Source organism: Duganella sp. GW821-FHT07F09 (assembly GCF_059418705.1).
Genome location: NZ_JBWKQJ010000004.1, coordinates 566289 through 588863, shown reverse-complemented (window position 1 = coordinate 588863; position 22575 = coordinate 566289). Strand labels below are relative to the sequence as shown.

General features: G+C 67.1%; 14 protein-coding genes and 1 tRNA gene. 3 read left to right on the top strand and 12 right to left on the bottom strand.

The window, feature by feature from the left end:
• Window positions 1-3 precede the first annotated feature (3 nt).
• Window positions 4-1185 (bottom strand): XrtB/PEP-CTERM-associated polysaccharide biosynthesis outer membrane protein EpsL, encoded by a 1182-nt coding sequence (gene epsL / locus AC07P1_RS14055; RefSeq protein ID WP_494696376.1) that lies wholly within the window; start codon window positions 1183-1185, stop codon window positions 4-6.
• A gap of 347 nt (window positions 1186-1532) precedes the next feature.
• A complete protein-coding gene (locus AC07P1_RS14050) occupies window positions 1533-3440 on the bottom strand; it encodes an ATP-binding cassette domain-containing protein (protein ID WP_494696375.1) in 1908 nt (635 codons plus the stop codon).
• A gap of 173 nt (window positions 3441-3613) precedes the next feature.
• Here AC07P1_RS14050 and AC07P1_RS14045 point away from each other — a divergent pair.
• Both AC07P1_RS14045 and AC07P1_RS14040 read left to right on the top strand, forming a co-directional pair.
• A tRNA-Arg gene (locus AC07P1_RS14045) sits at window positions 3614-3688 on the top strand.
• A gap of 330 nt (window positions 3689-4018) precedes the next feature.
• The gene (locus tag AC07P1_RS14040) at window positions 4019-5452 is read left to right on the top strand and encodes an Atrophin-1 multi-domain protein (protein WP_494696374.1); all 1434 of its coding nucleotides are present in this window, start codon (window positions 4019-4021) and stop codon (window positions 5450-5452) included.
• On the opposite strand, the gene AC07P1_RS14035 is transcribed toward AC07P1_RS14040, so the two are convergent.
• On the bottom strand, window positions 5449-6573 hold the full coding sequence (locus AC07P1_RS14035) for an acyltransferase family protein (protein WP_494696373.1): 1125 nt from the start codon (window positions 6571-6573) through the stop codon (window positions 5449-5451). The genes AC07P1_RS14040 and AC07P1_RS14035 overlap by 4 nt on opposite strands.
• Window positions 6574-6789: 216 nt before the next feature.
• Between AC07P1_RS14035 and AC07P1_RS14030 the strand changes: the two genes are divergently transcribed.
• Window positions 6790-8781: an acyltransferase family protein gene (locus AC07P1_RS14030; RefSeq protein WP_494696372.1), complete on the top strand. Its 1992-nt coding sequence runs from the start codon at window positions 6790-6792 to the stop codon at window positions 8779-8781.
• Window positions 8782-8797: 16 nt separating this feature from the next.
• Here the strand turns inward: AC07P1_RS14030 and AC07P1_RS14025 are convergent, their stop codons facing one another.
• The 9 genes from AC07P1_RS14025 to AC07P1_RS13985 all read right to left on the bottom strand — a co-directional run bounded on the left by AC07P1_RS14025 (window position 8798) and on the right by AC07P1_RS13985 (window position 22574).
• The gene (locus tag AC07P1_RS14025) at window positions 8798-9187 is read right to left on the bottom strand and encodes a RidA family protein (protein ID WP_494696371.1); all 390 of its coding nucleotides are present in this window, start codon (window positions 9185-9187) and stop codon (window positions 8798-8800) included.
• Window positions 9187-10368 carry an acyl-CoA dehydrogenase family protein gene (locus tag AC07P1_RS14020; RefSeq protein WP_494696370.1) on the bottom strand — a complete coding sequence of 394 codons (1182 nt, stop codon included), beginning with the start codon at window positions 10366-10368 and terminating at the stop codon, window positions 9187-9189. Before AC07P1_RS14020 ends, AC07P1_RS14025 begins: the two co-directional genes overlap by 1 nt.
• A 4-nt stretch (window positions 10369-10372) precedes the next feature.
• A complete protein-coding gene (locus AC07P1_RS14015; RefSeq protein WP_494696369.1) occupies window positions 10373-11227 on the bottom strand; it encodes an enoyl-CoA hydratase family protein in 855 nt (284 codons plus the stop codon).
• A gap of 9 nt (window positions 11228-11236) precedes the next feature.
• Window positions 11237-11809, bottom strand: a complete 573-nt coding sequence (locus tag AC07P1_RS14010; protein ID WP_494696368.1) for a MarR family winged helix-turn-helix transcriptional regulator — start codon at window positions 11807-11809, stop codon at window positions 11237-11239.
• Window positions 11810-11823: 14 nt separating this feature from the next.
• A complete protein-coding gene (locus tag AC07P1_RS14005; protein ID WP_494696367.1) occupies window positions 11824-12636 on the bottom strand; it encodes an SDR family NAD(P)-dependent oxidoreductase in 813 nt (270 codons plus the stop codon).
• Window positions 12633-15008 carry a bifunctional salicylyl-CoA 5-hydroxylase/oxidoreductase gene (locus AC07P1_RS14000; RefSeq protein ID WP_494696366.1) on the bottom strand — a complete coding sequence of 792 codons (2376 nt, stop codon included), beginning with the start codon at window positions 15006-15008 and terminating at the stop codon, window positions 12633-12635. The genes AC07P1_RS14005 and AC07P1_RS14000 overlap by 4 nt, the downstream gene beginning before the upstream one ends.
• Window positions 15005-16672 carry an AMP-binding protein gene (locus tag AC07P1_RS13995; protein WP_494696365.1) on the bottom strand — a complete coding sequence of 556 codons (1668 nt, stop codon included), beginning with the start codon at window positions 16670-16672 and terminating at the stop codon, window positions 15005-15007. Before AC07P1_RS13995 ends, AC07P1_RS14000 begins: the two co-directional genes overlap by 4 nt.
• A gap of 101 nt (window positions 16673-16773) precedes the next feature.
• The gene (locus AC07P1_RS13990) at window positions 16774-17490 is read right to left on the bottom strand and encodes a response regulator (RefSeq protein ID WP_494696364.1); all 717 of its coding nucleotides are present in this window, start codon (window positions 17488-17490) and stop codon (window positions 16774-16776) included.
• Between the two features lie 167 nt (window positions 17491-17657).
• Window positions 17658-22574, bottom strand: coding sequence for a two-component regulator propeller domain-containing protein (locus AC07P1_RS13985; protein ID WP_494696472.1), 4917 nt, complete (start codon window positions 22572-22574; stop codon window positions 17658-17660).
• Window position 22575: the final 1 nt, after the last annotated feature.

The window sequence follows — 22575 nt, the reverse complement described above, 5'->3', positions numbered from 1 at the left end:
ACCTTAGAACTCTACGCTGGCGTTGAAAGAGATGCCTTTGGCGCGGAAGCTCGACGTGCGCGCCGCCGCGCTGCCGTCGCGGCGGGTGGCGAAGCCGTTCAGGCTCAGCGCCACCTGGCGCGCCACCTGGTAGGTCCCGCCGACCGAGGCGGTGCGCGACTCGTCGCTCAGGCCGGTCAAGTTGGTCACCCCGCTGAGCGGCTCGAAATCGCGTTTCTCGTTTTTCAGCTGGCCGTTGAAACTGAGCTTGGACGTCGGCGTCCACTTGAAGCCGACGCTCTGGCCGGTGCTCAGCGCGCTGTTGACGACCGTGCCCTCGGCGGCGCCGAACTCGCGCCACAGCATGGCGTTGAACTGGGTTTGCGCCAGCACCGCCCAGTTGACGATCAGGCGGCCGTTGACGCCGCTGTCGTCGCGCACGGACTCGGTGTCGTGGCGCCGCTTGACCCAGCCGCCCAGGAAGATGACCTGGGTCACGCCGCTGGCGAGCCAGGTGACGTTGACCTTGATCTCGTCCTGCTTGTAGCCGTTGTCGATGACGGCGCCGGTGACCGGGTTGGTGCCCAGGTTGTCGTAGTCGCCCTTGAGCTGGCGCGCCACCAGGCCGAAGGTGCTGCCGCTGCTGGCGATGTAGTCGAAGCCGGCCTCGGCGGCCTTCTCGGTGCGGTTGTTATACGCTTGCGCGGGCGTGTCGAAGCCGAAGCGTTCGCTGGTGTAGCCCGCGTGGACCTGCCACGACGGGTGGAACAGCCAGTTGCCGTCGACGTAGCGGCGGTTGTCGGTGCGCAGGTTGCGCTGGCTGCTGCTGTTGTTGAAGTCGGCGAAAGAGGCCAGCGACTCGCTGTACTTGGCGCCCACGTGGCCGCTGAACTGATTGCCCAGGCGCCACAGCCATTCGGCGGCGGCGTCCTTGCCGGTGTAGTCGAGCGCGCTGTTCTTGTCGAACGAGACCTTGCTCGCGCTGGCCGACGCGGTCACCACCTGGCGCCCGATCGGGCGCTCCGCCCGGAAGCCGGCCACCAGGGTGGTGTAGGTGTCGGAGCCGGCCGCGTCTTTATCGCGCGTATTGTCGGCGCGCAGCAAATTGTCGTCGTAGGAGTAGCCCGCCGACACATAGGGTTGGATGGTGTCGCTGATCTGGGCGCGCGCCGAAGGGGCGAACAGGCCGCTGATAATCAGGGGCAACGCGATGAGTTTCCCGGCGCCGGGTACGCGCCTTACGCCCACAGTGCCGTCCGCGTCGACAGGGAAAACAACCAGGATGTTCTTGTATGCGATCTCAACATTTTTGCTCTTAGTCCTAGAGAGTGTACGCCTGGGCGGCGTACCGTGGGTTACCCTGTAAAGCAGCCTCGTCCGGCACGCCGGAAGCCCGGCCGTGACGGCGACCCCGAATCATATCACCGTGACAACAAGACTTCCACACATTACATTTTCGACAGCGGCGGCGGCAAGCCGACGCCGTAAAATTATATTTGAAGCAACCCCGGGTGTCTATACCGCACCGCAACATTTTTTCACTCCCGCGGGCCTTATCGCTGGCGCGCCTCGATCTCTTCCCACTTTTCCAGCGCCGCCAGCAGTTCGGCCTCGATCTGCTCGACGCGGGCGTTGACCCGCTTGGCCTCGGCCGCGTTTTTCTTGTAGAAATCCGGGTCCGACAGCTGCAGCGCCAGCGCGCTCTGCTCGTCCTCAAGCGCGGCGATCAGCTTGGGCAGCTCGTCGAGCTCGCGCTGCTCCTTGAAGCTGAGCTTTTTGGCCTTGACGGGGGGCGCGGACATGGTCGAGACCGGCTCGGCCGCCTTCACGGCGGCCGCCGGCTTGGCCTTGGGCGCGGCCGCGACCGTGTCGCGCACCCGCTCCCAGTCGCTGTAGCCGCCGACGAACTCGCGCCACTGGCCCTGCCCCTCGGCGACGATGACCTGGGTGACGACGTTGTCGAGGAAGGTGCGGTCGTGGCTGACCAGGAACACGGTGCCGGTGTATTCCTCGAGCAACTCTTCCAGCAACTCCAGCGTGTCGATGTCCAAGTCGTTGGTCGGTTCGTCCAGCACCAGGCAGTTGGCCGGCTTGGCGAACAGGCGCGCCAGCAGCAGGCGGTTGCGCTCGCCACCGGAAAGCGACTTGACCGGCGAACGCGAGCGCTCCGGCGAGAACAGGAAGTCGTTCAGGTAGCTCATTGAATGCTTGCGCTGGCCGTTGACCTCGACCCAGTCGCTGCCCGGCGAGATGGTTTCGATCAGGCTGGCCTCCTCGTTGAGCTGGGTGCGCATCTGGTCGAAGTACGCCACCTGCAGCTTGGTGCCCAGGCGCGCCGTGCCGTTGTCCGGGGACAATTCGCCCAGGATCATCTTGAGCATGGTGGTCTTGCCGGCGCCGTTGGCGCCGATCAGGCCGACCTTGTCGCCGCGCAGGATGGTGCCGGTGAAGTTGTCGACGATAACGCGGTCGCCGAAGCGCTTGCTGACGTTTTCCAGCTCGGCGACGATCTTGCCCGAGCGTTCGCTCGATCCGACCTCCAGCTTGACCTGGCCCTGCTGCTCGCGGCGCGCCGAGCGCTGCAGGCGCAGCGCCTCGAGGCGGCGCACGCGGCCCTCGTCGCGCACGCGGCGCGCCTTGACGCCCTTGCGTATCCACACCTCCTCCTGTGCCAGGAACTTGTCGAACTTGGCGTTTTCCACCTCCTCGTTCTCCAGCTGCTCGGCCTTGCGGGTTTGGTAGGTGGTGAAGTTGCCCGGGTAGGACAGCAGGCGACCACGGTCGAGTTCGATGATGCGGGTGGCGACGTTGTCGAGGAAGGAGCGGTCGTGGGTGATGAACAGCACGCTGCCCTTGAAGTCGCGCAGCAGGCCCTCGAGCCACAGGATGGAGCTGAAATCGAGGTGGTTGGTCGGTTCGTCGAGCAGCAGCACGTCCGGCGCCGACACCAGCGCGCGCGCCAGCGCCACGCGCTTCTGCATCCCGCCCGAGAGCGTCTTCATCAGCATGTCGCCGGTCAGGTTCAGCTTGTCGAGCACGGTTTCGACCTTGTTCGACAGGTTCCAGGCGTCGCCGGCGTCGAGCTTGACCTGGATGTCGTGCATGCGCTCCATGACGGCGTCGTCGTTGCCCTGGCCGAACTGGCCGGTCAGCGCGTCGTATTCCTTGAGCAGCGCCGGCAACTCGCCCATGCCGGCGGCCACGGCGTCGTGCACCGTCATCTCCGGATCGAACGCCGGCTCCTGCTCGACATAGGCGATCTGGATGTTTTGTTGCATCACCAGCAAGCCGTCGTCGAGCTTGAAGCGGCCCGAGATCACCTTCAGCAGCGACGACTTGCCGGTGCCGTTGCGGCCGATCAGGCCGACGCGCTCGCCGGCCTCCAAAGAAAATTCCGCGTGGTCGAGCAGCGCGACGTGTCCGAACGCGAGTTGCGCCGAAGAAAGAGAGATGACAGCCATAGTGAGTAGAGTGTGTTGGCGACGCGCCGCGTGGGGGCCGGTCGTCGTCGGGATGGAAGAAACGTGCATTGTACCGACAGTGGCGCTCCAGGTGCCAGAATCCTTCGCCGCCGGCGTCAAAGCCCGCCCCGCCGCCGCGCCGCTTGGGCTATAATGCGCTCGCCCGTAGCGTCCTCCCCGTAGCACAATGGATAGTGCACATGCCTCCTAAGCGTGGGATACTGGTTCGATTCCAGTCGGGGGGACCATCGGCTCCCCTGGCCGTCCCTTGCCCTCGTCCCCTGCCCTCGTTCCCTCCCGACGCCTTCCCCAACGCCCTCTTCCGGGCCGCCGTCCGGCGCCCACCCCGATGTTCTTACGCAACAATTTTTTCGATATAGAATCGACAACGCTTATGCGGCGCTGCGCCATTTTTTCCCTATGAAAATTCCACCCAGCACCCCGCATAGCCGCCAGGCACTGTAAATTTTTGCGTAAAAGAAATTCACAAACCGAATTTGATGCCCTATAATAAGTTTCATAAAAGCACAAATTGCTCACGGTCAGTTACAGCCTTCATATAAATTCGAGGACTGTACATGAGATTTAGCCCTACCCGACTGCGCGCCCTGCTCGCGTCAACCTGCATCATCGGCGCAGCGATGTCGTCGTTCCCGTTCACGGCCCAGGCCCAAAACACCTATGATTCCCCCACCGGATGGGGCAATTACAATCGGATGTTCTCGGTGGACTCCCCCTGGAACACCCGCCCGCTCAAACCCAAGCTCGGCACGTTCGAGCTGCGCAAGCCCGTCTTCAATCCCGGCTGGATTCCGGCCGTCGGCGGCGGCGCCTACTCGCTGACGGTCTTCAAGGCCACGGCCAGCGACAAGCCCATGACCGTGCACAAGGTGCCCGATCCGGACTCGGCCAAAACCCGCGACATCGTGCTGCCGCATTGGCCGGCCGGGGTGACGGCCGCCAGCGGCAGCGACGGCCACGCCGACATCGTCGACACCCAAACCGGCATCGTCCATTCGTTCTTCCAGCTCAAGTACGCGGGGGGGAAATGGACCGCCACCATGTACTCGTGGTCGCGCCTGGACGGCAGGGGCTGGGGCGACGCCGTCCACTGGAGCCAGGGCGCGCGGGCGTCGGGCGTGCCGGCCTCGGGCGGCTTGATCCGCAAGCACGAGATCGACGACGGCGCCGAACTCTATCGGCACGTGCTGGCCATGGCGCTGCCGAGCCAGTCGCTGGCCAACGGCATCGGCCAGCCGACCTATGTGTATCCGGCCACGACGGCCGACACCACGGCCTATTCCAACACCGGGGCGATCCCGCTGGGCACGCGCATCATGCTGCCCGCCTGGTTCGACCACACCACGATCGCCAATCCGGCGCTGCGCAAGATCGCCAACACCCTCAAGATCTACGGCGCCTTCGTGGTCGACCGCACCTACGACACGGCCTACAGCATCTATGTGGAAAACGGCGCCAAGTTCACGCTCATGCCCAACGGCTGGGACACCGGCGTGGTGGCCGACCTGGAGCGCATGCGCGCGGCGCTGCGCCCGGTGGTGTGGTCCGAAACCTGGGTGAACGGCGCCGGCAAGCCGCTCGCCGCGGCCGAAAAACCGGGCGTGCTGTCGATGCGCGGCGACTGGCAGGTGCAGGGCGGCGGCGTCGGACCGGGCGCCTTCGACACTTGGCAGCAAGCGTTGACCTTCCCCTATACCGAGAAGAAACTGAGCCAGATCAACTACAGCACCGGGACGAGCCACGTCAGCTGGAGCGCGCTCAAAACCGGCGACCGGATGCGCTTCACGTCGGTGGCCAGCGGCGGCGCCACGATCCGTTTGCAGGTGAAGGTCGGCAACGCGCTGTACTTCGACAGCAGTTACCTCGGCGACGGTTCGTCGGCGACCTTCGTCTGGCCGAATTCGTCGCTGGGCAAGATCACGGTGACCTTGCTGGCCGACAGCGGCGTCTACACCGCGTCCAAGGTGCGCGGCGTACTGACCAACAACTAGGGCGTGTCGGCGGCGCCGGGCCGACCGCGCCACCCGCCGACGGCACCGGTCCCGGGCGCCGTCGGCGGGCCATGCAGGCGCGAGCGCAAGCGCGCGCACGGCCGCTCGACGACGAGATACACCAGATACGCGAACAGCAAGCTGCAAGCGAACGCGGCCAGCGCGACCGCCAGCTCGTGCCGGAACCACGAGGCGCCCAGTTTGAGAAAGAAGAAGTGGCTCAGGTAAAAGGTGTAGGACAGCTTACCCATCCATACCACCGGCAGCCAGTTCAGCGGCGCGAACAGCGGCCACGCCGGATGGCGCACCGCCAGCCAGAAAATCGGCAGCAAGGCCAGGCCTTGCAGCGTGTAGCGTAGCGTTTCGCGGAAGGCGGCGTCGCGCACCAGCAGGCAAAAAATCAACAGCGACGCCCCAGCGCCCAGCGCCGCCGCCTTGACGCCGGTGCCCAGGCGCGCGCCGGCGGCGTCGAGCGCGGGGTTGCAGCACAAGCCCATCAGGCAACCGAACAGGATGCTGTCGATGCGCGTGTCGCTGGCCAGGTAGGTGCGTTCGACCGGTGCGTGCAAGCCGTACACCAGCACGCAGCGCCACAGCAGCACGGCCAACGCCAGCCCGAGCAGGATGGCGGCCACCCGCGCGCGGCGCCAGCGGCGCAGGCAGAACAGCAGCAACAGCGGAAACAACAGATAAAAGTGCTCCTCGACCGCCAGCGACCAGAAGACGCCGGTGCCGTAGACGAGCCCGGGCAGCCCGGAGACGATCATATAGTAGTTGGTGACCTGTAAACTTTGCGCCAGCACGCCGGGCCAGGTGGCCGTGTGGGGCGCCACGCCGAGCAAGCCCAGGCCGAGGATCAGCAGCAGCACCAGATACATCGGCGGCAAGATCCGGTAGGCCCTGCGCAGGTAGAACAACTTGAAGTCGATGTCGCCGGTGGCGGCATATTCCCGCCGCAGCAAGGTCGTGATCAAGTAGCCGCTGAGGAAGAAAAACACCGTCACGCCCAGCCCGCCTGGCACCACGCCGCCCCATCCTGCATGCCCGACAAAGACCACCATGGCCGCGGCGGCGCGTATGCCGTCGAGCGACGCCAGGTGAAATTTATCGGACGGCTGCATAAAGCCTTTCGACGGCATCGCCGCCCCGCCGGCGACGGGCGCTGGATGCCGAAATCTATATTCTACATAGCATGTATTTACGATCAAAATCAGTGCCGTGCGTCAACATCTCGGCGCCGACCAACCCACGCGCCAAAATATACGCTATTATTGATTCGAAATGCCAATTCAATAACAGGCATTAAAAAAAAATAAACTATTTACGGGTCCAAAACCATGAGCAAATCCAGCATCCAGACCGATATCGGCGGACTGCGGGCGCTCAGTGTCGTCATGGTAGTGCTTTACCATTTCAACCTGCGCATCCTCAGCGGCGGCTTCATCGGCGTCGATATCTTCTTTGTCATCTCCGGCTACCTGATGACCAAAATCATCCATGCGGGCATGCTGGATGGTAATTTCCAGTACGGACACTTCCTGCTCAAGCGGGCGCTGCGGATCTTCCCCGCGCTGTTCGTCATGGTGCTGGCGTTGTTGCTGGCCGGCGCCCTGCTGCTGCCGCCGCCGGACCTGGCCAGCCTCGCCAGGCAATGCCTGCGCGCCCTTCCGTTCATCTCCAACACCTACTACGCGGGCCAGCAAGGGTACTTCTCGGACGGTCTCGACGACCGCTGGCTGTTGCACACCTGGTCGTTGTCGGTGGAATGGCAGTTCTACATGCTGTATCCGGCGATCGTCTGGCTGGGCTTGAAACTGAGCCAGCTGGCCGGCGCCGGGCGCGCCGCCGGCGCGTTCCAGGCCCTCCTGCTGGCCGTGTTCGCCGGCTCGCTGGCGCTGTGCGTGACGGCCGACAGCCAGGACGCGTTCTTTTCGGTCGCCACCCGCTCGTGGCAGATGATCGCCGGCGGCCTGGTGTTCCTGGGCCGCGACCTGCGCTGGCTGCGGCCGCTGCAAGGCGCCGCGCTCAGCTATGCCGGCCTGGCCGTGATCGGCATCACCGCCTGGGTGGTGCACGTGCTGCACCTGGAAATGCGCTGGCCCGGCTACTACGCCATCATGCCGGTGGTCGGCGCCTGCATGGTGCTGGCGGCCCGCTACGAAGGCAACCTGCTGCTCAACAACCCGTTGATGCAACGGCTGGGCGCGTGGTCGTATTCCATCTACCTGTGGCACTGGCCGGTGGTGATCGCCATGACGATCACCGGCATGCTCAACGACACCCCCAAGATGGCCAAGCTGATCGGCATCCCGCTGTCGATCGCGCTGGGCTACCTGTCGTTCCGCTACATCGAACCGGCGCGCCGGCTGCGCGCCAGCGTCCCGGCGCGCGGCGCGCTCACGCTCGGCGCGGCCGGCGGCGCGCTGTGCGCCCTGTCGGCGGCCGTGCTGTTCACCGGCGGCCTGGCCATGCGCACCAGCGAACCGGCCCTGTTCGCGGCGATCGCCGCCACCAGCGAAGCCACCACCTATGAACCGGGCTGCGAAAATAGCGGCGCCGACAAAAGCCGCTTCTGCCGGATGAACGCCGACCGGCCCGGCGGCAAGATCCTGGTGATCGGCGACTCCCACGCCGGCCACCTCTATCCGTGGTTCAAGCGGCACAGCGCGCGCGACACGACCTTCTACGTCAAGTCCGGCTGTCCGATGATCCCCGGCTTCGAACGCCTGGGCAAGGACAACCATTGCCGCGAATTCACCGGGGACGCCTACCGCCTGGCCGCCTCCGGCGCCTACCAGACCGTCATCGTGTCGCAGAACTGGACCTTCTTCTCGCCCGCCGCCACCGGCATCTGCAGCGACGAGAACGGCCGCTGCGTGACGCCCAGGGACTCGGCCAATCCGGCTCTGCCGGTGCAGCGCATGCGCGCCACCCTGCAGGGCCTGCTCGACCGTCACATCACCGTGGTGGTGGTCGACGCCACGCCGCACTTCGGTTTCAACGTCCCCAAGCGGATTTCGCGCACCAAGTACTGGAGCGAGGCGATCGCCGAACGCGCGCGCTCGCACGATTTCCTCACCAACAACGCCGACTACGACCGCCTGTTCGCCGAGCTGGGCGCGCAGTCCAATTTCCGGCTGGTGTCGCTGCGCCGCCAGCTCTGCGAGGGTGCCGACTGCATGATTTTCGACCAGCGCCACCAGATGCCGGTCTTCATGGACATGGGCCACCTGAACCCGGCGTGGATCGCGGCCAACGGCCAGCAGTTCGCCGCCTATGCCGGCGCGCCTATGACCACCACCATCGCCGGCGCGGCCATGGCACCCTGACGCGGGATGCGCGCCGTCAGGGCACGATGGCCGTGACCTCGATCTCGACCCGGGCGCGGTCCTCGACCAGGCCCGCCACCTGTACCGCCGTCATCGCCGGGTAATGCGCGCCGATGACGGCGCGGTACGCCGCCCCCACCTCCTTGTAGGCGGCCACGTACTCCTTGCGGTCGATCACGTACCAGGTCATGCGCACGATGTGCTCGGGCCGCGCGTCCGCCTCGGCCAGCACGGCGACGATGTTTTCCAGCGCCTGGCGCACCTGCCCGGCGAAATCGTCGGTATGGAACACACCCTGCCCGTCCCACCCGATCATGCCGCTGACGCACACCGTGCGCCCGCTGGCGGCCACGCCGTTCGAATAGCCGCGCGGCTTGGCCCACTGCGGCGGTTGAAGTATCTCCATCATGCGTCCTTGTCGGCCTGCTCGCGCAGCAGCTCGCGCGCGATGATCAATTGCTGCACCTCGGTGGCGCCCTCGTAGATGCGCAGCGCGCGGATCTCCCGGTACAGCCGCTCGACCGGCTGCTCGCTGACCACGCCCAGGCCGCCGAACATCTGCAGCGCGGCGTCGATCACCTGCTGCGCCGTTTCGGTCGCGGTCATCTTGGCCATCGCCGCCTCCCTGGTGACTTTTCTTCCCTGGTCGCGCTGCCAGGCGGCGCGGTAGGTCAGCAAGGCGGCGGCGTCGACGCCGGTCGCCATCTGCGCCAGCTTGGCCTGCGTCAGCTGGAAGTCCGACAGCATCTGGCCGAACATCGGCCGCCGCGTGGCATGGGCCAGCGCCTCGTCCAGCGCGCGCCTTGCGAAGCCCAGCGCGGCGGCGGCGACCGAGGTGCGGAACACGTCGAGCGTGGCCATCGCCACCTTGAAGCCCTGCCCCGGTTCGCCGATCCGGTTGGCCGCCGGGATGCGGCAACCATTGAACACCAGGCGTGCCAGCGGATGCGGCGCGATCACCTGGATACGCTCGGCGATGTCGAAGCCCGGCGTGCCGGCATCGACGATGAAGGCGCTGATGCCGCGCGCGCCGGGCTGTTCGCCGGTGCGGGCGAACACCACATAGAAGTCGGCGATGCCGCCGTTGGAGATCCAGGTTTTTTCGCCGTCGAGCACATAGTCGCCGCCGTCGCGCACAGCCGCGCACTGCATGGCGGCGACGTCGGAGCCGGCCTGCGGCTCCGACAGCGCGAAGGCGGCGATGGCTTCGCCGCGCGCGACGCGCGGCAGGTAGGCCGCGCGCTGCGCCGCGTCGCCGTGCAGGCTGATGGCGCCGGCGCCCAGCCCCTGCATGGCGAAGGCGAAATCGGCCAGGCCGTTGTGGCGCGCCAGGGTCTCGCGGATCAGGCAAATGGCGCGGGTGTCGATGGCGTCGGCCTCGCCGCCGTGCGCCGTGCCGGCGACCGCGTGCCGCAGCCAGCCGTCCTCGCCCAGCCGGCGCACCAGCCGGCGGCAGGCGCCATCCACGTCGCCGTCTCCACCATGATGCCGGGCGACGTGGCGCGCGGCCCACTCGTCCAGCCGCCGCTCCAGCGCCGCGTGGCGCTCCTCGAAAAACGGCCACTCCAGATAGGTTTTGTCGGTCATGCTGTCAATCGCCTTCGAATTCGGGTTTTTGCTTCGCCACAAAGGCGTGGTAGGCGCGGTGGAAGTCGTTGGTCGCCATGCAGATGGCCTGCGCCTGCGCCTCCGCGTCGATGGCCTGGTCGACGCCCATGTTCCACTCCTGCCGCAGCATGGTCTTGGTCATCCCGTGCGCGAAGGTCGGGCCGTCGGCCAGCCCCTGCGCGAAGGCGCGGGCGGCGTCCGCCAATTCCTCCGGCGCCCGCAGGCTGTTGAAAAATCCCCAGCGCTCCGCCTCCGCGCCGGACATCGAGCGCCCGGTGTACAGCAGTTCGGCGGCGCGGCCCTGGCCGATCACGCGCGGCAGCAGCGCGCAGGCGCCCATGTCGCAACCGGCCAGGCCCACGCGGGTGAACAGGAAGGCGGTCTTGCTGCGCTGCGTGCCGATGCGGATGTCGGACGCCAGCGCCAGCATCGCGCCGGCGCCGGCGCAGATGCCGTCGATCGCCGCCACGATGGGCTGCGGGCAGGCCAGCATGGCCTTCACCAGGTCGCCGGTCATGCGGGTGAAGGCCAGCAGGCCTGGCATATCGAGTTTGGTCAGCGGGCCGATGATGTCGTGCACGTCGCCGCCGGAGCAGAAGTTGTCGCCGGCGCCGGTGATCACCACGGCCTTGATGTCGTCGGCCCGCGCCAGCTCCCGGAACAGGTCGCGCAGTTCGGCATAGGAGTCGAAGGTCAGCGGGTTTTTGCGGTCAGGCCGGTTCAGCGTCAGCGTGGCCACGCCGCCGTCGGCCTCGAAAAGAAAATGGCTGGCTTGGTAGCCGGCCAACGTGGCGCGGTTGCCCGGCAGTTGGTGGGCTTCGCCTTGAAGATATCGCATGGTCGGTTCCTATTTTTCGTCGGCGTTGCGGTCGGCGGAACGATCGGCTGAACGATCGGCGGAATACAGATGCTGCTTCATCTGCGACAGCAGGTCGATCAGCCGGCCCTTGTCGGCGCCGGACATGTCCTGCAGCAGTTCGGCGATCCAGCCCTCGTGCACCACGGCCATCTCGGTGAAGGCGCGGCGCCCGGCCGCCGTCAGCTTGACGCTGTAGGCGCGGCCGTCCTTGGGATCGGGCACCCGCACCACCAGTTTTTCCTGCTCCAGCTGGTCGGTGATGCCGGTGATGTTACCACCGGTGACCATCATCCGCTTCGACAGCTCGCCCATGCGCAGGCCCTGCGGATAGCGCTCCAGCTGCGCCATCAAGTCGAAGCGCGGCAGCGTGATGCCGAAGGTCGCGCGCAGCCGGGTGCGGATTTCGTTTTCGATCTTGACGGTGCACGACAGCATCCGCAGCCACAGTTTGAGCGACTGGTGGTGGTCCTGCGTCAGGCGGCTGGCCAGGTCCAGTACGGGCTCCCCGTCCGCCGTCTGGTCGTCGTCCGGTTTTTCTTGATCGTTGTCTGATAGGGGCATAGCGTCCTTGTACGTCACATGACTTCACCGCCGGCGACGGCGATGGACTGTCCATTCATGGCGGCCGATTCGGCCAGGCACAGCCAGGCCACGGCGTTGGCCACCTCCTCGCTTCGCACCAGCCGCTTTTGCGGATTGCCGGCGGCCAGTTCGGCGCGGGCTTCGTCCTCGCTCCGCCCGGTCTTGGCGACGATGTTGGCGACGGCGTCGCGCACGATATCGGTCTCGGTATAGCCGGGACAGACGGCGTTGACGGTCACGCCCTTGGTCGCCACCTCCAGCGCCAGCGCCCGGGTCAGGCCGACCACGCCGTGTTTGGCGGCGGTGTAGGCGGCGGTGTAGCGGTAGCCGGTCAGGCCGGCGGTCGACGCCACATTGACGATGCGGCCCCACTTCGCCTCCAGCATGGCGGGCAACGCCGCCTGGGTGCAGTGAAAGGTGCCGGTCAGGTTCACGGCCAGCATGCGTTGCCACAACGCCGCGTCGGTTTTGCCGAACGGCGCGGCGGCGGCCTGGCCGGCGTTGTTGACCAGGATATCGATGCGGCCGAAACGTTCGGCGGCGGCGGCGAAACCGGCGCGCACCGAGTCCTCGTCGGCGACGTCCAGCACCTGGGTGGCGATGTCGGCGCCCGGCGGCGACACGGCGCGCATCGACGTCTGTGCCGCAACCAGCGCCCCGGCGTCGCGGCCGGCCAGGGTCACGCGCGCGCCGCGCGACAGCAAGGCCTGCGCGCAGGCGGCGCCGATGCCGCGCGAGCCGCCGGTGACCAGCGCGTGCCTACCGGCCAAAGGGAGCGTGTCCTGTGTTCTCAATGCGTTGTTCATTCGTCCGTCCCGCGTGGTTCAACCCTGTTAGCCGAGGCCAATTGGCGCTCGCGCTCCATATTGCGCTCCATCTGTTGCTTGGCCGGCACATACTGTTTGGGCCAACCGACCGCCGTGTAACCCAGCTTCGCCGCCTCGCACAGCGTCCACGCCGGGTTGGCCAGGTGCGGCCGTCCCACCGCGCACAAATCGGCGCGTCCGGCCGCGATGATGCCGTTGGCATGGTCCGCCTCGAAGATCGAACCCACCGCGATCGCGCCGATGCCCGCCTCGTTGCGTATGCGGTCCGCGAACGGCGTCTGGAACATGCGCCCGTACACCGGTTTTTCCAGCTTGCTCACCTGCCCCGACGAACAATCGATCATATCGGCGCCGGCCGCCTTGAACAAGCGCGCGATGCGCACCGCGTCGCCCGGCGTGATGCCGCCTTCGACCCAGTCGTGGGCCGAAATGCGCACGCTCATCGGCTTGTGGCGCGGCCACGCGGCGCGCATGGCCGCGAACACGCGTAGCGGATAACGGCAGCGGTTCTCCAGGCTGCCCCCATACTCGTCGCCACGCTCGTTGGTCAGCGGCGAGATGAAGGACGACAGCAGATAGCCGTGCGCGCAGTGCAGCTCCACCCAGTCGAAGCCCGCTTCGTCCGCCGCCCGCGTGGCGCGCACGAAATCGCCTTCGATGCGGTCCATGTCGGCCAGGGTCATCGCCCGCGCGGTCTGCGAGACGCCGGCCAGGTACTGCTGCGGCGAGGCCGACACCAGCGGCCAGTTGCCCGTCTCCAGCGGCCGGTCGATGCCGTCCCACATGGCGCGGGTCGACCCCTTGGCGCCGGCGTGGCCCAACTGCACGGCGATGTGCGCGTCGCTGTTCCGATGGACGAAATCGACGATGCGCCGCCAGGCTTGCGTATGCTCCGGCGCGTACAGTCCCGGACAGGCCGGCGTGATGCGGGCGTCGGCCGATACGCACGTCATCTCGGCGAACACCATCGCCGCCCCGCCCATCGCCCGCGCGCCGAGGTGCGCCAGGTGATAGTCGCCGACGACGCCGTCGACCGCGCTGTACTGCGCCATCGGCGACACCACGATGCGGTTCTTCAGCACCAGGTTGCGCACCTTGAACGGTGTGAACATCGGCGGCACATGCCGCGCGGCGGTGCCGGCCGGCGCCGGCAAACCCGCCTGTTCGAAGGCGCGGGCCGCGAACCAGTCCTCGTAACCGGCCACATAGGCCGCGTCGCGCAGGCGCAGGTTTTCGTGCGACAGCCGCTGGCTGCGCGTCAGCATCGAGTAGGCGAATTGCGGCGCCTCCATCGCCGAGTAGCGCTCGACGTTCTCGAACCATTCCATCGAGTTGCGCGCCGCGCTTTGCAGCTTGGTGACCTCGACCGCGCGCGCCTCCTGGTAGGCCGCCAGCGCAGCTTCCGCATCGGCTTCCCGGCCGAAGCAGCGCGCCAGTTCGATCGCGTCCTCCAGCGCCAGCTTGGTGCCGGAGCCGATCGAATAGTGCGCCGAGTGGGCGGCGTCGCCCATCAGCACCACCGGCACCCGTTTGCCGCCGGCGTCGTTCCAGTGCACCCACTGGTCGCAGACGATGCGCGGGAACTTGATCCACATGTTCGCTCCCTGCAGGTGGGGCGAATTCGACATCAGGCCATGGCCGTCCAGCTGCTCGGCGAACAACTGCTCGCAGTAGGCGATGGCCCTGGCCTGGCTCATGTCCTCCAGCCCCGCCGCGCGCCACACCGACTCCGGCGTCTCGACGATGAAGGTCGACGTCTCGCCGTCATACTGGTAGATATGCGCCTGGAACCAGCCATGCGCCGTCTGCTTGAAGGCGAAAGTGAAGGCGTCGAATTTCTTGCGCGTGCCCAGCCAGACAAAGCGGCACTGGCGCGCCTCGATCCTGGGCTCGTAACTGTCCGCGTAGCGCGTGCGTATGCGGCTGTTCAGGCCATCGGAGGCGATCACCAGATCGGCGTCGTGGCGCGCGGCGAGTTCCTGGTCGTCGCGCACCTCGGTTTCGAACACCAGCGACACGCCCAGCTCCTCGCAGCGCCTCTGCAAGATGTTCAGCAGGTGCTTGCGGCCGATGCCGCAAAAACCGTGGCCGCCCGACGTCACCTTGCTGCCCTTGAAGAACACGTCGATATCGTCCCAGTGGTTGAACGACCGCAGGATGTCGCGCGCGGTCGGTTCGTCGGCGTTCATCAGGTTGCCCAGTGTCTGGTCGGAAAACACCACGCCCCAGCCGAAGGTGTCGTAGGGCCGGTTGCGCTCCACCACGGTGATATTGTGGGAGGGATTGCGCTTCTTCATCAACAGGCTGAAATACAGGCCGGCGGGGCCGCCGCCTATGCAAAGGATGTTCATGGGTTTTCCGTACGCAGTTTAAAGCGCTGCAGCTTGCCCGTCTCGGTGCGCGGCAGCGCCTTGAGGAAACGGATCGAACGTGGATATTTGTAAGGGGCGATCTGCTGCTTGACGAATTCCTGCAGCTGCGCCGCCAGTTCCGGCGACGGCGCGGCGTCCGGCTTGAGCACCACGTGCGCTTCGACGATCTGTCCGCGCTCCTCGTCGGCCCTGCCGATCACGCCGCATTCGGCGACGGCGGGATGGCGCAGCAAGGCGTCCTCCACTTCCGGGCCGGCGATGTTGTAGCCGGCCGAGATGATCATGTCGTCGGTACGCGAGCGGTAGTAGAAATAGCCGTCGGCGTCCATCTCGTAGGCGTCGCCGGTCAGGTTCCAGCCATTGAGCACGTAGTCGCGCTGGCGCGCGTCGGCCAGGTAGCGGCAGCCGGTCGGGCCTTTCACCGCCAGCCGCCCGATCACGCCCGGGCCGACGGAATTGCCCTCATGATCGAGGATGCGGGCCTGGTAGCCGGGCACCGGCTTGCCGGTGGCGCCGGCGCGCACCTGGTCCCCCGCCGCCGAGATGAAGATGTGCAGCAGTTCGGTCGCGCCTATGCCGTCTATCATTTCCAGCCCGGTGGCGCGGCGCCAGGCGTCGCGCGTCGCCGTCGGCAGCGCCTCGCCGGCCGACACGGTCGCGCGCAGGCTGGCCAGATCGTGGGCGCCAGCCACCTGCGCCATCTGCGCCATCTGCCGGTAGAACGTGGGCGCCGTGAAGCACACCGTCGCGCGGTACTTTTCTATCGCCTTGAGCAGCGTTTCCGGCGTCAGCTTCTCCAGCAGCACCGCCGCCGCGCCCACCCGCAGCGGGAACAACAGCAGGCCGCCAAGGCCGAAGGTGAAGGCCAGCGGCGGCGTGCCGATGAACACATCCTCGCGCTGCGAGCGCAGCACCGAACGCGGGAAGCAGTCGCAAACCGCCATGACGTCGCGGTGGAAATGCATCGTGCCCTTGGGGATGCCGGTGGTGCCGGACGTGAAGCTGATCAGGCACACATCGTCGGCCGCCGTGTCGACGGCCTCGAAGCTGTCCGGCTGCGCGGCCATCAACGCTTCCAGCGAACCGTCCTCGCCGCCGAACCACAAGGTCCTGTCGCGCACCGATTGCGGCAATGGCGGATCGACCGCCTCCAGCTCGGCGCGCAACGCTTCGGCGCACAGCACCGCGTCGATCTCGGACTTGCCGGCGATGGCGGCCAGCTCGCGCGCGCGCAGCAGGGGCATGGTCGGCACGGCGATGCAGCCGCACTTCATCACCGCCAGTATGCAGGCTGCCATCATCGGATTGTTGGCGCCGCGCAGCAGCACGCGGTTGCCGGCCTCGAGTCCCATCGGCCCGCGCAGCACGTGGGCGATGCGGTCGACCCGCTCGCGCAAGCCGGCGTAGGTCCAGCTTCCGTGCTCGCAGAGGATCGCGGTCCGGTCGTCCGCATCGGCGGCGCCGTTCAGCAACTCCCGCACGCAATTGAGGCGTGGCGGGTATTGCAACTCGGGCAGGTCGAAGCGCAGCTCGGGCCACAGGTCCGGCGGCGGCAAATGATCGCGCGCGAAATGATCCGTGTGCGCGCTGGCTGACGCGCCGGCTGGCGCGGCGCCGGCGGGACTGTCGATAGGTTGGTTCATGGTCGCCCTGGAGTGGCAATGTCAGAGATACTTTAAACCTAAACTATCTCGACATCAAGCCCAATATGCGCAACAAACCCGGAGCGAAATCAATACGCGGGTCACGCGGAGGTGCTCTTGCGGACCAATTCGGCCTGCCGATCGACCGTGCGTATCACATCCGTCAGCACCGCCTGAATCGCCTCGTTGGCCAAGCGGCCGGGCGCGAAGCCCTTCAGCGCGGCGGCGGCGCCGTCCAGGCCCAGGGTCACGCAGCCGGCGTGCAGCCGGTCGATCCGCGCTTGCGCCTCCTGCTGCCCGCCCCTGGCCAGCAGCGCATCGAGATCGCCGCCGGCGGCGCTAAGCTGGTTGTGGAAGCCGTGCAGATACACCAACAGCCGTTCGGCGTTGATGCCGAGGCGGCGCAGCGTCGCCGCCGGGTCCTCGGCCTGGTGTCCGGAACCGCACGCCGCCTGGTCGAGGAAGCCGGCCAGGTGAACGCGCACCTGCTCCGCCTGGAACGGCTTGACGATGTAGCCGGCGGCGCCGGCCCGGGTGGCTTCCTGCAAGGTGTCCTTGTCGGAGGCCGACGTCACCAGCACGAACGGCATGCTTTCCAACTCGGCATGGCCTTTGACGTGCTGCAGCAACTCCATGCCCGACATATTCGGCATGCGCAGGTCGCAAAAACAGATGGCGGGCCGCAAACCGTCCCGCAACTGCCGCCACGCGTCGGCGCCATCCTCCGCTTCCACGATGTCGAACTTGCCGCAGCTGTCGATCAAATGCATCAACACCATGCGCGAGACGACATCGTCGTCAACTACCAGAACTTTCATGTAACTCCCTGTGCCTTTATCTGCGACCTCGCAGCGACCTTGCGTAACTTATGACTTCAGCGGGCACTTGTGATGATCTTACATTATAAACAGGGGACAAATACCGGTGTCGCCGGTTTAGGCAAGCGTGGCAAGCGGGCGGCGGGCGGCGGATGCGGCGCGGCGGCTTACAGCGTGCTAGTCGCCCCCGCCTGTTCCAGCAATCCGCGCAGCTTCGGCATGGCCTCGACGATCCGCTGCCAGTCGCCGTGGTCGGCGCACAGTTCCAGTTCACCGCACAGCGCCTGCAGCTCCTGCTCCTCCAGATAGCCCGCGCTGCCCTTCATGCCGTGCAGCAGGCGGCTGGCGGTCTCGCCATCGCCGTCCGCCAAGGCCCGCTCCAGCTCCGCCAGGCGCAGCGGCGCGTCCTGGTTGAAGGCGTTGCGCAGGCGCGCTTTCAGATCGCCGCCGGCGCCGCTGTGCTGCGCCAGCCTGGCCGGCTCCGAGGCGGCCGGCTCGACGCCGAACATCGCGTCCAGTTCCGACGTGCCGATGGCGGGATGGCGGCGCGGCTCCATGCGCGGCAGACCCACGCCGCGCTGCAGTTGGCGCTCGATCGCGCGGCTCAACTGGAAGTGCAGCTTGTCCTCGTCGATAGGCTTGGTGAGGAAATCGTCCATGCCGGCGGCGAGATAGCGGCTGCGGTCCTCCTCGCTGGCGTTGGCGGTCAGCGCGATGATCATCAATTCCTGGTCGCGCACCGGCGCCGCCTCGGTGCCGCCGGAGCGGATCAGGCGCGTGGCGCTGGCGCCGTCCATCTCCGGCATGCGGCCGTCCATCAGGATCAAATCGTAGCGCGTCAGCGCACAGGCCTTGACGGCCAGCGCGCCGTTGGCGGCGATATCCACCTTGTGGCCCAGGTCCTCGAGCATCATGCGGATGATGATCTGGTTGGTGGGAAAATCCTCGGCGCACAACACCTTGAGCTGGTGGCTGTGCGGTTCGCGCGGCACATGCGGCACCAGCGGCGGCGGCACGCCGTTCGCCAGCGGCAGCTCGAACGAGAACACGCTGCCCCGCCCCGGCGTGCTGACGGCGCTGATGCCGCCGCCCATCAGCTCCACCAGCTGGCGGCAGATCGCCAGCCCCAGGCCGGTGCCGCCGTAGCGGCGGGTGGTGGAGGCGTCGGCCTGTTCGAACTGCTGGAACAGGCGCGGAATGGCGTCGGCCTCGATGCCGATGCCGGTGTCGGCGACGGTGAAACGGATGCGGTTGACCGCGCCCTCGTACCCTGCCGGCGCCTGCCCGTCGCCGTGCGCGCGCTCGACGCGCATCGTGACCGATCCGTGCTGGGTGAACTTGAAGGCGTTGCCGACCAGGTTGACCAGCACCTGGCGCAGCCGGGTCGGGTCGCCGACGACGAACTGCGGCAGGCCGTCGCCGAACTCCAGGCTGAAGCCGACGCTGTGCGCGGCGGCCTGTTCCTCGAACAGGCCCACCACGTTCTGCACCGCCGCCGACAGCGAGAAATCGATGTTCTCGATGGTCAGCTTGCCCGCCTCGATCTTGGAGAAGTCCAGCAGGTCGTTGATGATCGACAGCAGCGACTGCGCGTTGGCCTGGCCGCGCAGGATCTGCTCGCGCGTGCCGTCCTGCAGCCGGCCGTCGCGCAGCGCGAAGTTCAGCATGCCGATCACGCCGGCCAGCGGGGTGCGCATCTCGTGGCTCATATTGGCCAGGAACTCGGACTTCTGCCGGGTCGCGTCCTCCGCCTTCTGCTTGGCCAGGCGCAGGCGTTCGTCGTTGTCCTGCAAGGCGCGGTTGGCCAGCGCCAGCTCCTCGGTGTGCAGGCGCACCTGCCTCTCCTGCAGCAGCAGTTGATCCTGCGTCTGGCGCAGCGTCTGCAGCGCCTCCTCCAGCTGCTGGTAGGCGCGCGCGTTTTCCAGCCCGGCCACCGCGTGCGAGGCCAAGGTTTGCAGCATGTCCATGTGCACCCGCTGATAGCTGTTCCTCTCCGTGCTCTGCACGCAAATCAGGCCGACCACCTTTTCGCCGGCGAGCAGCGGCGCGTACAAGGTCGACTGCGCGGGGGCCAGTTGCACGCCATCCTCGCGCACGCACAGCATCACCGACTCCAGGCCGGAATCGTCCATGTAATCGCGGTACTCGGCCCGCATGTCGTTGATGAAGATCGGCTTGCCGTGGGTGACGCACCACACCGCCAGCTGGTTGGGCTCATCGAGCCGCCGCTGGTAAGGCAAGGTGCGCACGCCGCCCTCGATCGCGAACGGAAAATCGATCACGCCGCCGTCCTCGCGCACGAAACCGATGCCGAAAATCTGGGCGCTCATCAGATGATGCACGTGGCGGTACAAGGTCAGCATCGAGGTTTCCATGTCCAGGGTGGCGCTCAACTCCCGTCCCAGCTCGCTCAGCACCGAGATGTTGCGGTGCGCCTGCTCGACGTTTTCCTTCTGCCGCTCGACTTCCTTTTTCTGCCGCTCGGTGTCGACCCGGCGCTGTTCGGCCTCGGCGCGCTGGGCCTCGGCCTCGAGCCGGCGCAGTTCCAGCTCCTGCTTCTGCTGCTGCAACAGCAGGTTCTTATGCTCGACTTCCGCCGTGCGCGAGCCGACCAGCTGCTCGAGCCGCTGCTGCTGGCGGCGCAGGCTGCGCACGCGCGCGTGGTAGGCCGCGTAGGCGGCGCTCAGCAACAGCACCGCGATCACGCTGCGGAACCACCAGGTCTTCCAGAACGGCGGCAGGATGGTGATCTCCAGGGTGGCCGCGTTGTCGTTCCAGATGCCGTCCTTGTTGGCGGCCTTGACGCGGAACGTGTAAGTGCCCGGGTCCAGGTTGGTGTAGGTGGCGAAGCGCTTGGTGGCGTCGGTGACCACCCAGTCCTCGTCGAAGCCCTGCAACTGGTAGGCGAAGCGGTTGCGCTGGGGCGCGGCGTAGTGCAGCGCCGCGAACTCCAGCGAGAACACGGAATCGTTCTCGCTCAGGGTCAGCGCGCTGGTGTGCTCGATGGCCGTCCTCAGCACCTTCGGATGCTCGCCCTGCCCGGCCCTGACCGACTTGTTAAAGATCTGGAAATCGGTGATCGCCACCGTCGGCGCCACGCTGTTTTCGCGCACGTCCCCGGGCGAAAAAGCGGTGATGCCGTTGAAACCGCCGAAGTACAGCGTGCCGTCCGGCGTGCGCAGCGCGGAGCCGTCGAAGTAGGCGCCCTCGATGGTGCCGTCGGCGCCGCTGTAATTGCGCACCAGGCCCGAATCGATGTTCAACCGGGACAAGCCGCTGTTGGTGCTCAGCCAAAGGTTGCCGGCGTTGTCGGGCAGGATCGAGGCGATGGCGTCGTCGGCGATGCCGTCCTTGCGCAGGTAGCGCCGGAAGCGGATGCCGCCATCGGGGGCCACGTCCATCCGGTTCAGGCCCGCCGCCGTGCCGACCCAGATCGTGCCGCGCGCGTCCTCGTACAGGCAGTGCACCTCGTCGTGACTGAGGCTGAACGGATCGGCGGGGTCGCGGCGGAAGTGGCGGAAGCGCCCCGTCTTGCGGTCCAGCAAATCGAGGCCGTTGAAGGTGCCGACCCACAGCTGGCCGCGGCGGTCCTCCAGGATCGGCCGCACCACGTTGTCGGCCAGGCTGGCGCCGTCGGCCGGGTTGTGGCGGTAGGTGCGCACGTCCATGGTGCGCGGATCGAGCCGGTGCAGGCCGCCCCGGCTGGCGACCCACAGCACGCCGCTGCGGTCGGCGACGATGTTGCGCACGGTGTCGCTGCCGACGTCGGCGCTCATGAACGACACGGCCCGCATCGCGCCGGTGGCGGGATTGAGGTGATTGACGCCGGCCCGTCCGCCGATCCACAGGTTGCCGTTTTTTTCGCGCAGCAGCGCGGTCACCTGGTCGTCGCTCAGGCTATTGGGATCCCTCGGATCGTGGCGCCACACCCGGCTCTCGCCGGTGACCGGATCGTACAGGTTCAAGCCGCCGCCGCTGCCCAGCCACAGCCGCGAGCCGCCCTCGGCGACGATGGCCCGCACCTTGTTGTCGGACACGGAGTTGAGCATGTCGGACTGGCGCACGATGCGCGCGAAACCGCCGCTGCCCATGTCGACGCGGCTGACCCCATCGTTCCAGGTGCCGACCCAGAAGGTGCCGACCCGGTCGCGGAACAAGGCCGATATCTGGTTGTCCGCCACGCTGTGGCCATCGCTGAACTGGTGGCGGTACTGCGTCAGCCGGTTCTCCGCCGGCAGCCAGCGGAACAGGCCATCGGCCTGGGTGCCCACCCAGATCTGGTTTTCGACGTCCTCGTACAAGGTGGTCACGCTCACCCCGGGGTTGATGCCCTCGCGCTCGCCCAGGCGGCGGCGCTGCGGCTCGACGCCCAGCAGGCGCCATTGTTCCAGTCCGCCCATGGTGCCGATCCACAGCGTCTGCGCGCTGTCGACCTGCAGCGACAGTACGGCGTTGAAGCGGCTGTCGCCGCCGGCGTCCATCGTGTAGTGGCGAAAGTGCGCCGCGCCCGGCGCCAGCATATCGAGGCCGGTGGCGGTGGCCACCCACAGGCGCCCGGCGGCGTCGCGCGCCAGCGCGTTGACCTGGTCGTTGGCCAGGCTGCCCGGATCGGCCGCGTCGTGGTGCCAGCTGGTGAAGCGCTTGGTGGAGGGGTTGAAGTGGTGCAGGCCGTCCGCGCTGCCCACCCACAGGCCGCCCAGGCCATCGTCGACGATGGCGCGCACGTGGCGGTTGCCGTTGCCGCGCTGCCCCGGCTCCTGCGGCGCGAAGTGGGTGAAATGGCGCGTGGCCGGATCGTACAGATCCAGGCCGCCGTCGGTGCCGACCCACATCCGGCCGGTGCCGTCGACGTGCAGTACCCGCACCCAGTTGTCGACCAGGCTGTTGGGGTCGGAGACGGCGCTCTTGTAGGTGACGGTGCGGTAGCCGTCGAAGCGCGTCAGGCCGGCCTGGGTGCCGAGCCAGATGAAGCCCTGCGTGTCCTGGGCGATGGCCAGCACCGATTCCTGCGCCAGCCCGTTCTCGACGCCGAGCTGCTCGAAGCGCAAGGTGCGCGGCGGCGCGGCGGCCCATGCGGCGGCCATG

What these genes read in the sequence shown, in the direction of transcription:
- AC07P1_RS14050 (WP_494696375.1), bottom strand. Translation starts at nt 3,440, where the DNA reads ATGGCTGTCATCTCTCTTTCTTCGGCGCAACTCGCGTTCGGACACGTC.
- AC07P1_RS14040 (WP_494696374.1), top strand. Translation starts at nt 4,019, where the DNA reads ATGAGATTTAGCCCTACCCGACTGCGCGCCCTGCTCGCGTCAACCTGC.
- AC07P1_RS14035 (WP_494696373.1), bottom strand. Translation starts at nt 6,573, where the DNA reads ATGCAGCCGTCCGATAAATTTCACCTGGCGTCGCTCGACGGCATACGC.
- AC07P1_RS14030 (WP_494696372.1), top strand. Translation starts at nt 6,790, where the DNA reads ATGAGCAAATCCAGCATCCAGACCGATATCGGCGGACTGCGGGCGCTC.
- AC07P1_RS14025 (WP_494696371.1), bottom strand. Translation starts at nt 9,187, where the DNA reads ATGGAGATACTTCAACCGCCGCAGTGGGCCAAGCCGCGCGGCTATTCG.
- AC07P1_RS14020 (WP_494696370.1), bottom strand. Translation starts at nt 10,368, where the DNA reads ATGACCGACAAAACCTATCTGGAGTGGCCGTTTTTCGAGGAGCGCCAC.
- AC07P1_RS14015 (WP_494696369.1), bottom strand. Translation starts at nt 11,227, where the DNA reads ATGCGATATCTTCAAGGCGAAGCCCACCAACTGCCGGGCAACCGCGCC.
- AC07P1_RS14010 (WP_494696368.1), bottom strand. Translation starts at nt 11,809, where the DNA reads ATGCCCCTATCAGACAACGATCAAGAAAAACCGGACGACGACCAGACG.
- AC07P1_RS14005 (WP_494696367.1), bottom strand. Translation starts at nt 12,636, where the DNA reads ATGAACAACGCATTGAGAACACAGGACACGCTCCCTTTGGCCGGTAGG.
- AC07P1_RS14000 (WP_494696366.1), bottom strand. Translation starts at nt 15,008, where the DNA reads ATGAACATCCTTTGCATAGGCGGCGGCCCCGCCGGCCTGTATTTCAGC.
- AC07P1_RS13995 (WP_494696365.1), bottom strand. Translation starts at nt 16,672, where the DNA reads ATGAACCAACCTATCGACAGTCCCGCCGGCGCCGCGCCAGCCGGCGCG.
- AC07P1_RS13990 (WP_494696364.1), bottom strand. Translation starts at nt 17,490, where the DNA reads ATGAAAGTTCTGGTAGTTGACGACGATGTCGTCTCGCGCATGGTGTTG.
- AC07P1_RS13985 (WP_494696472.1), bottom strand. Translation starts at nt 22,574, where the DNA reads ATGGCCGCCGCATGGGCCGCCGCGCCGCCGCGCACCTTGCGCTTCGAG.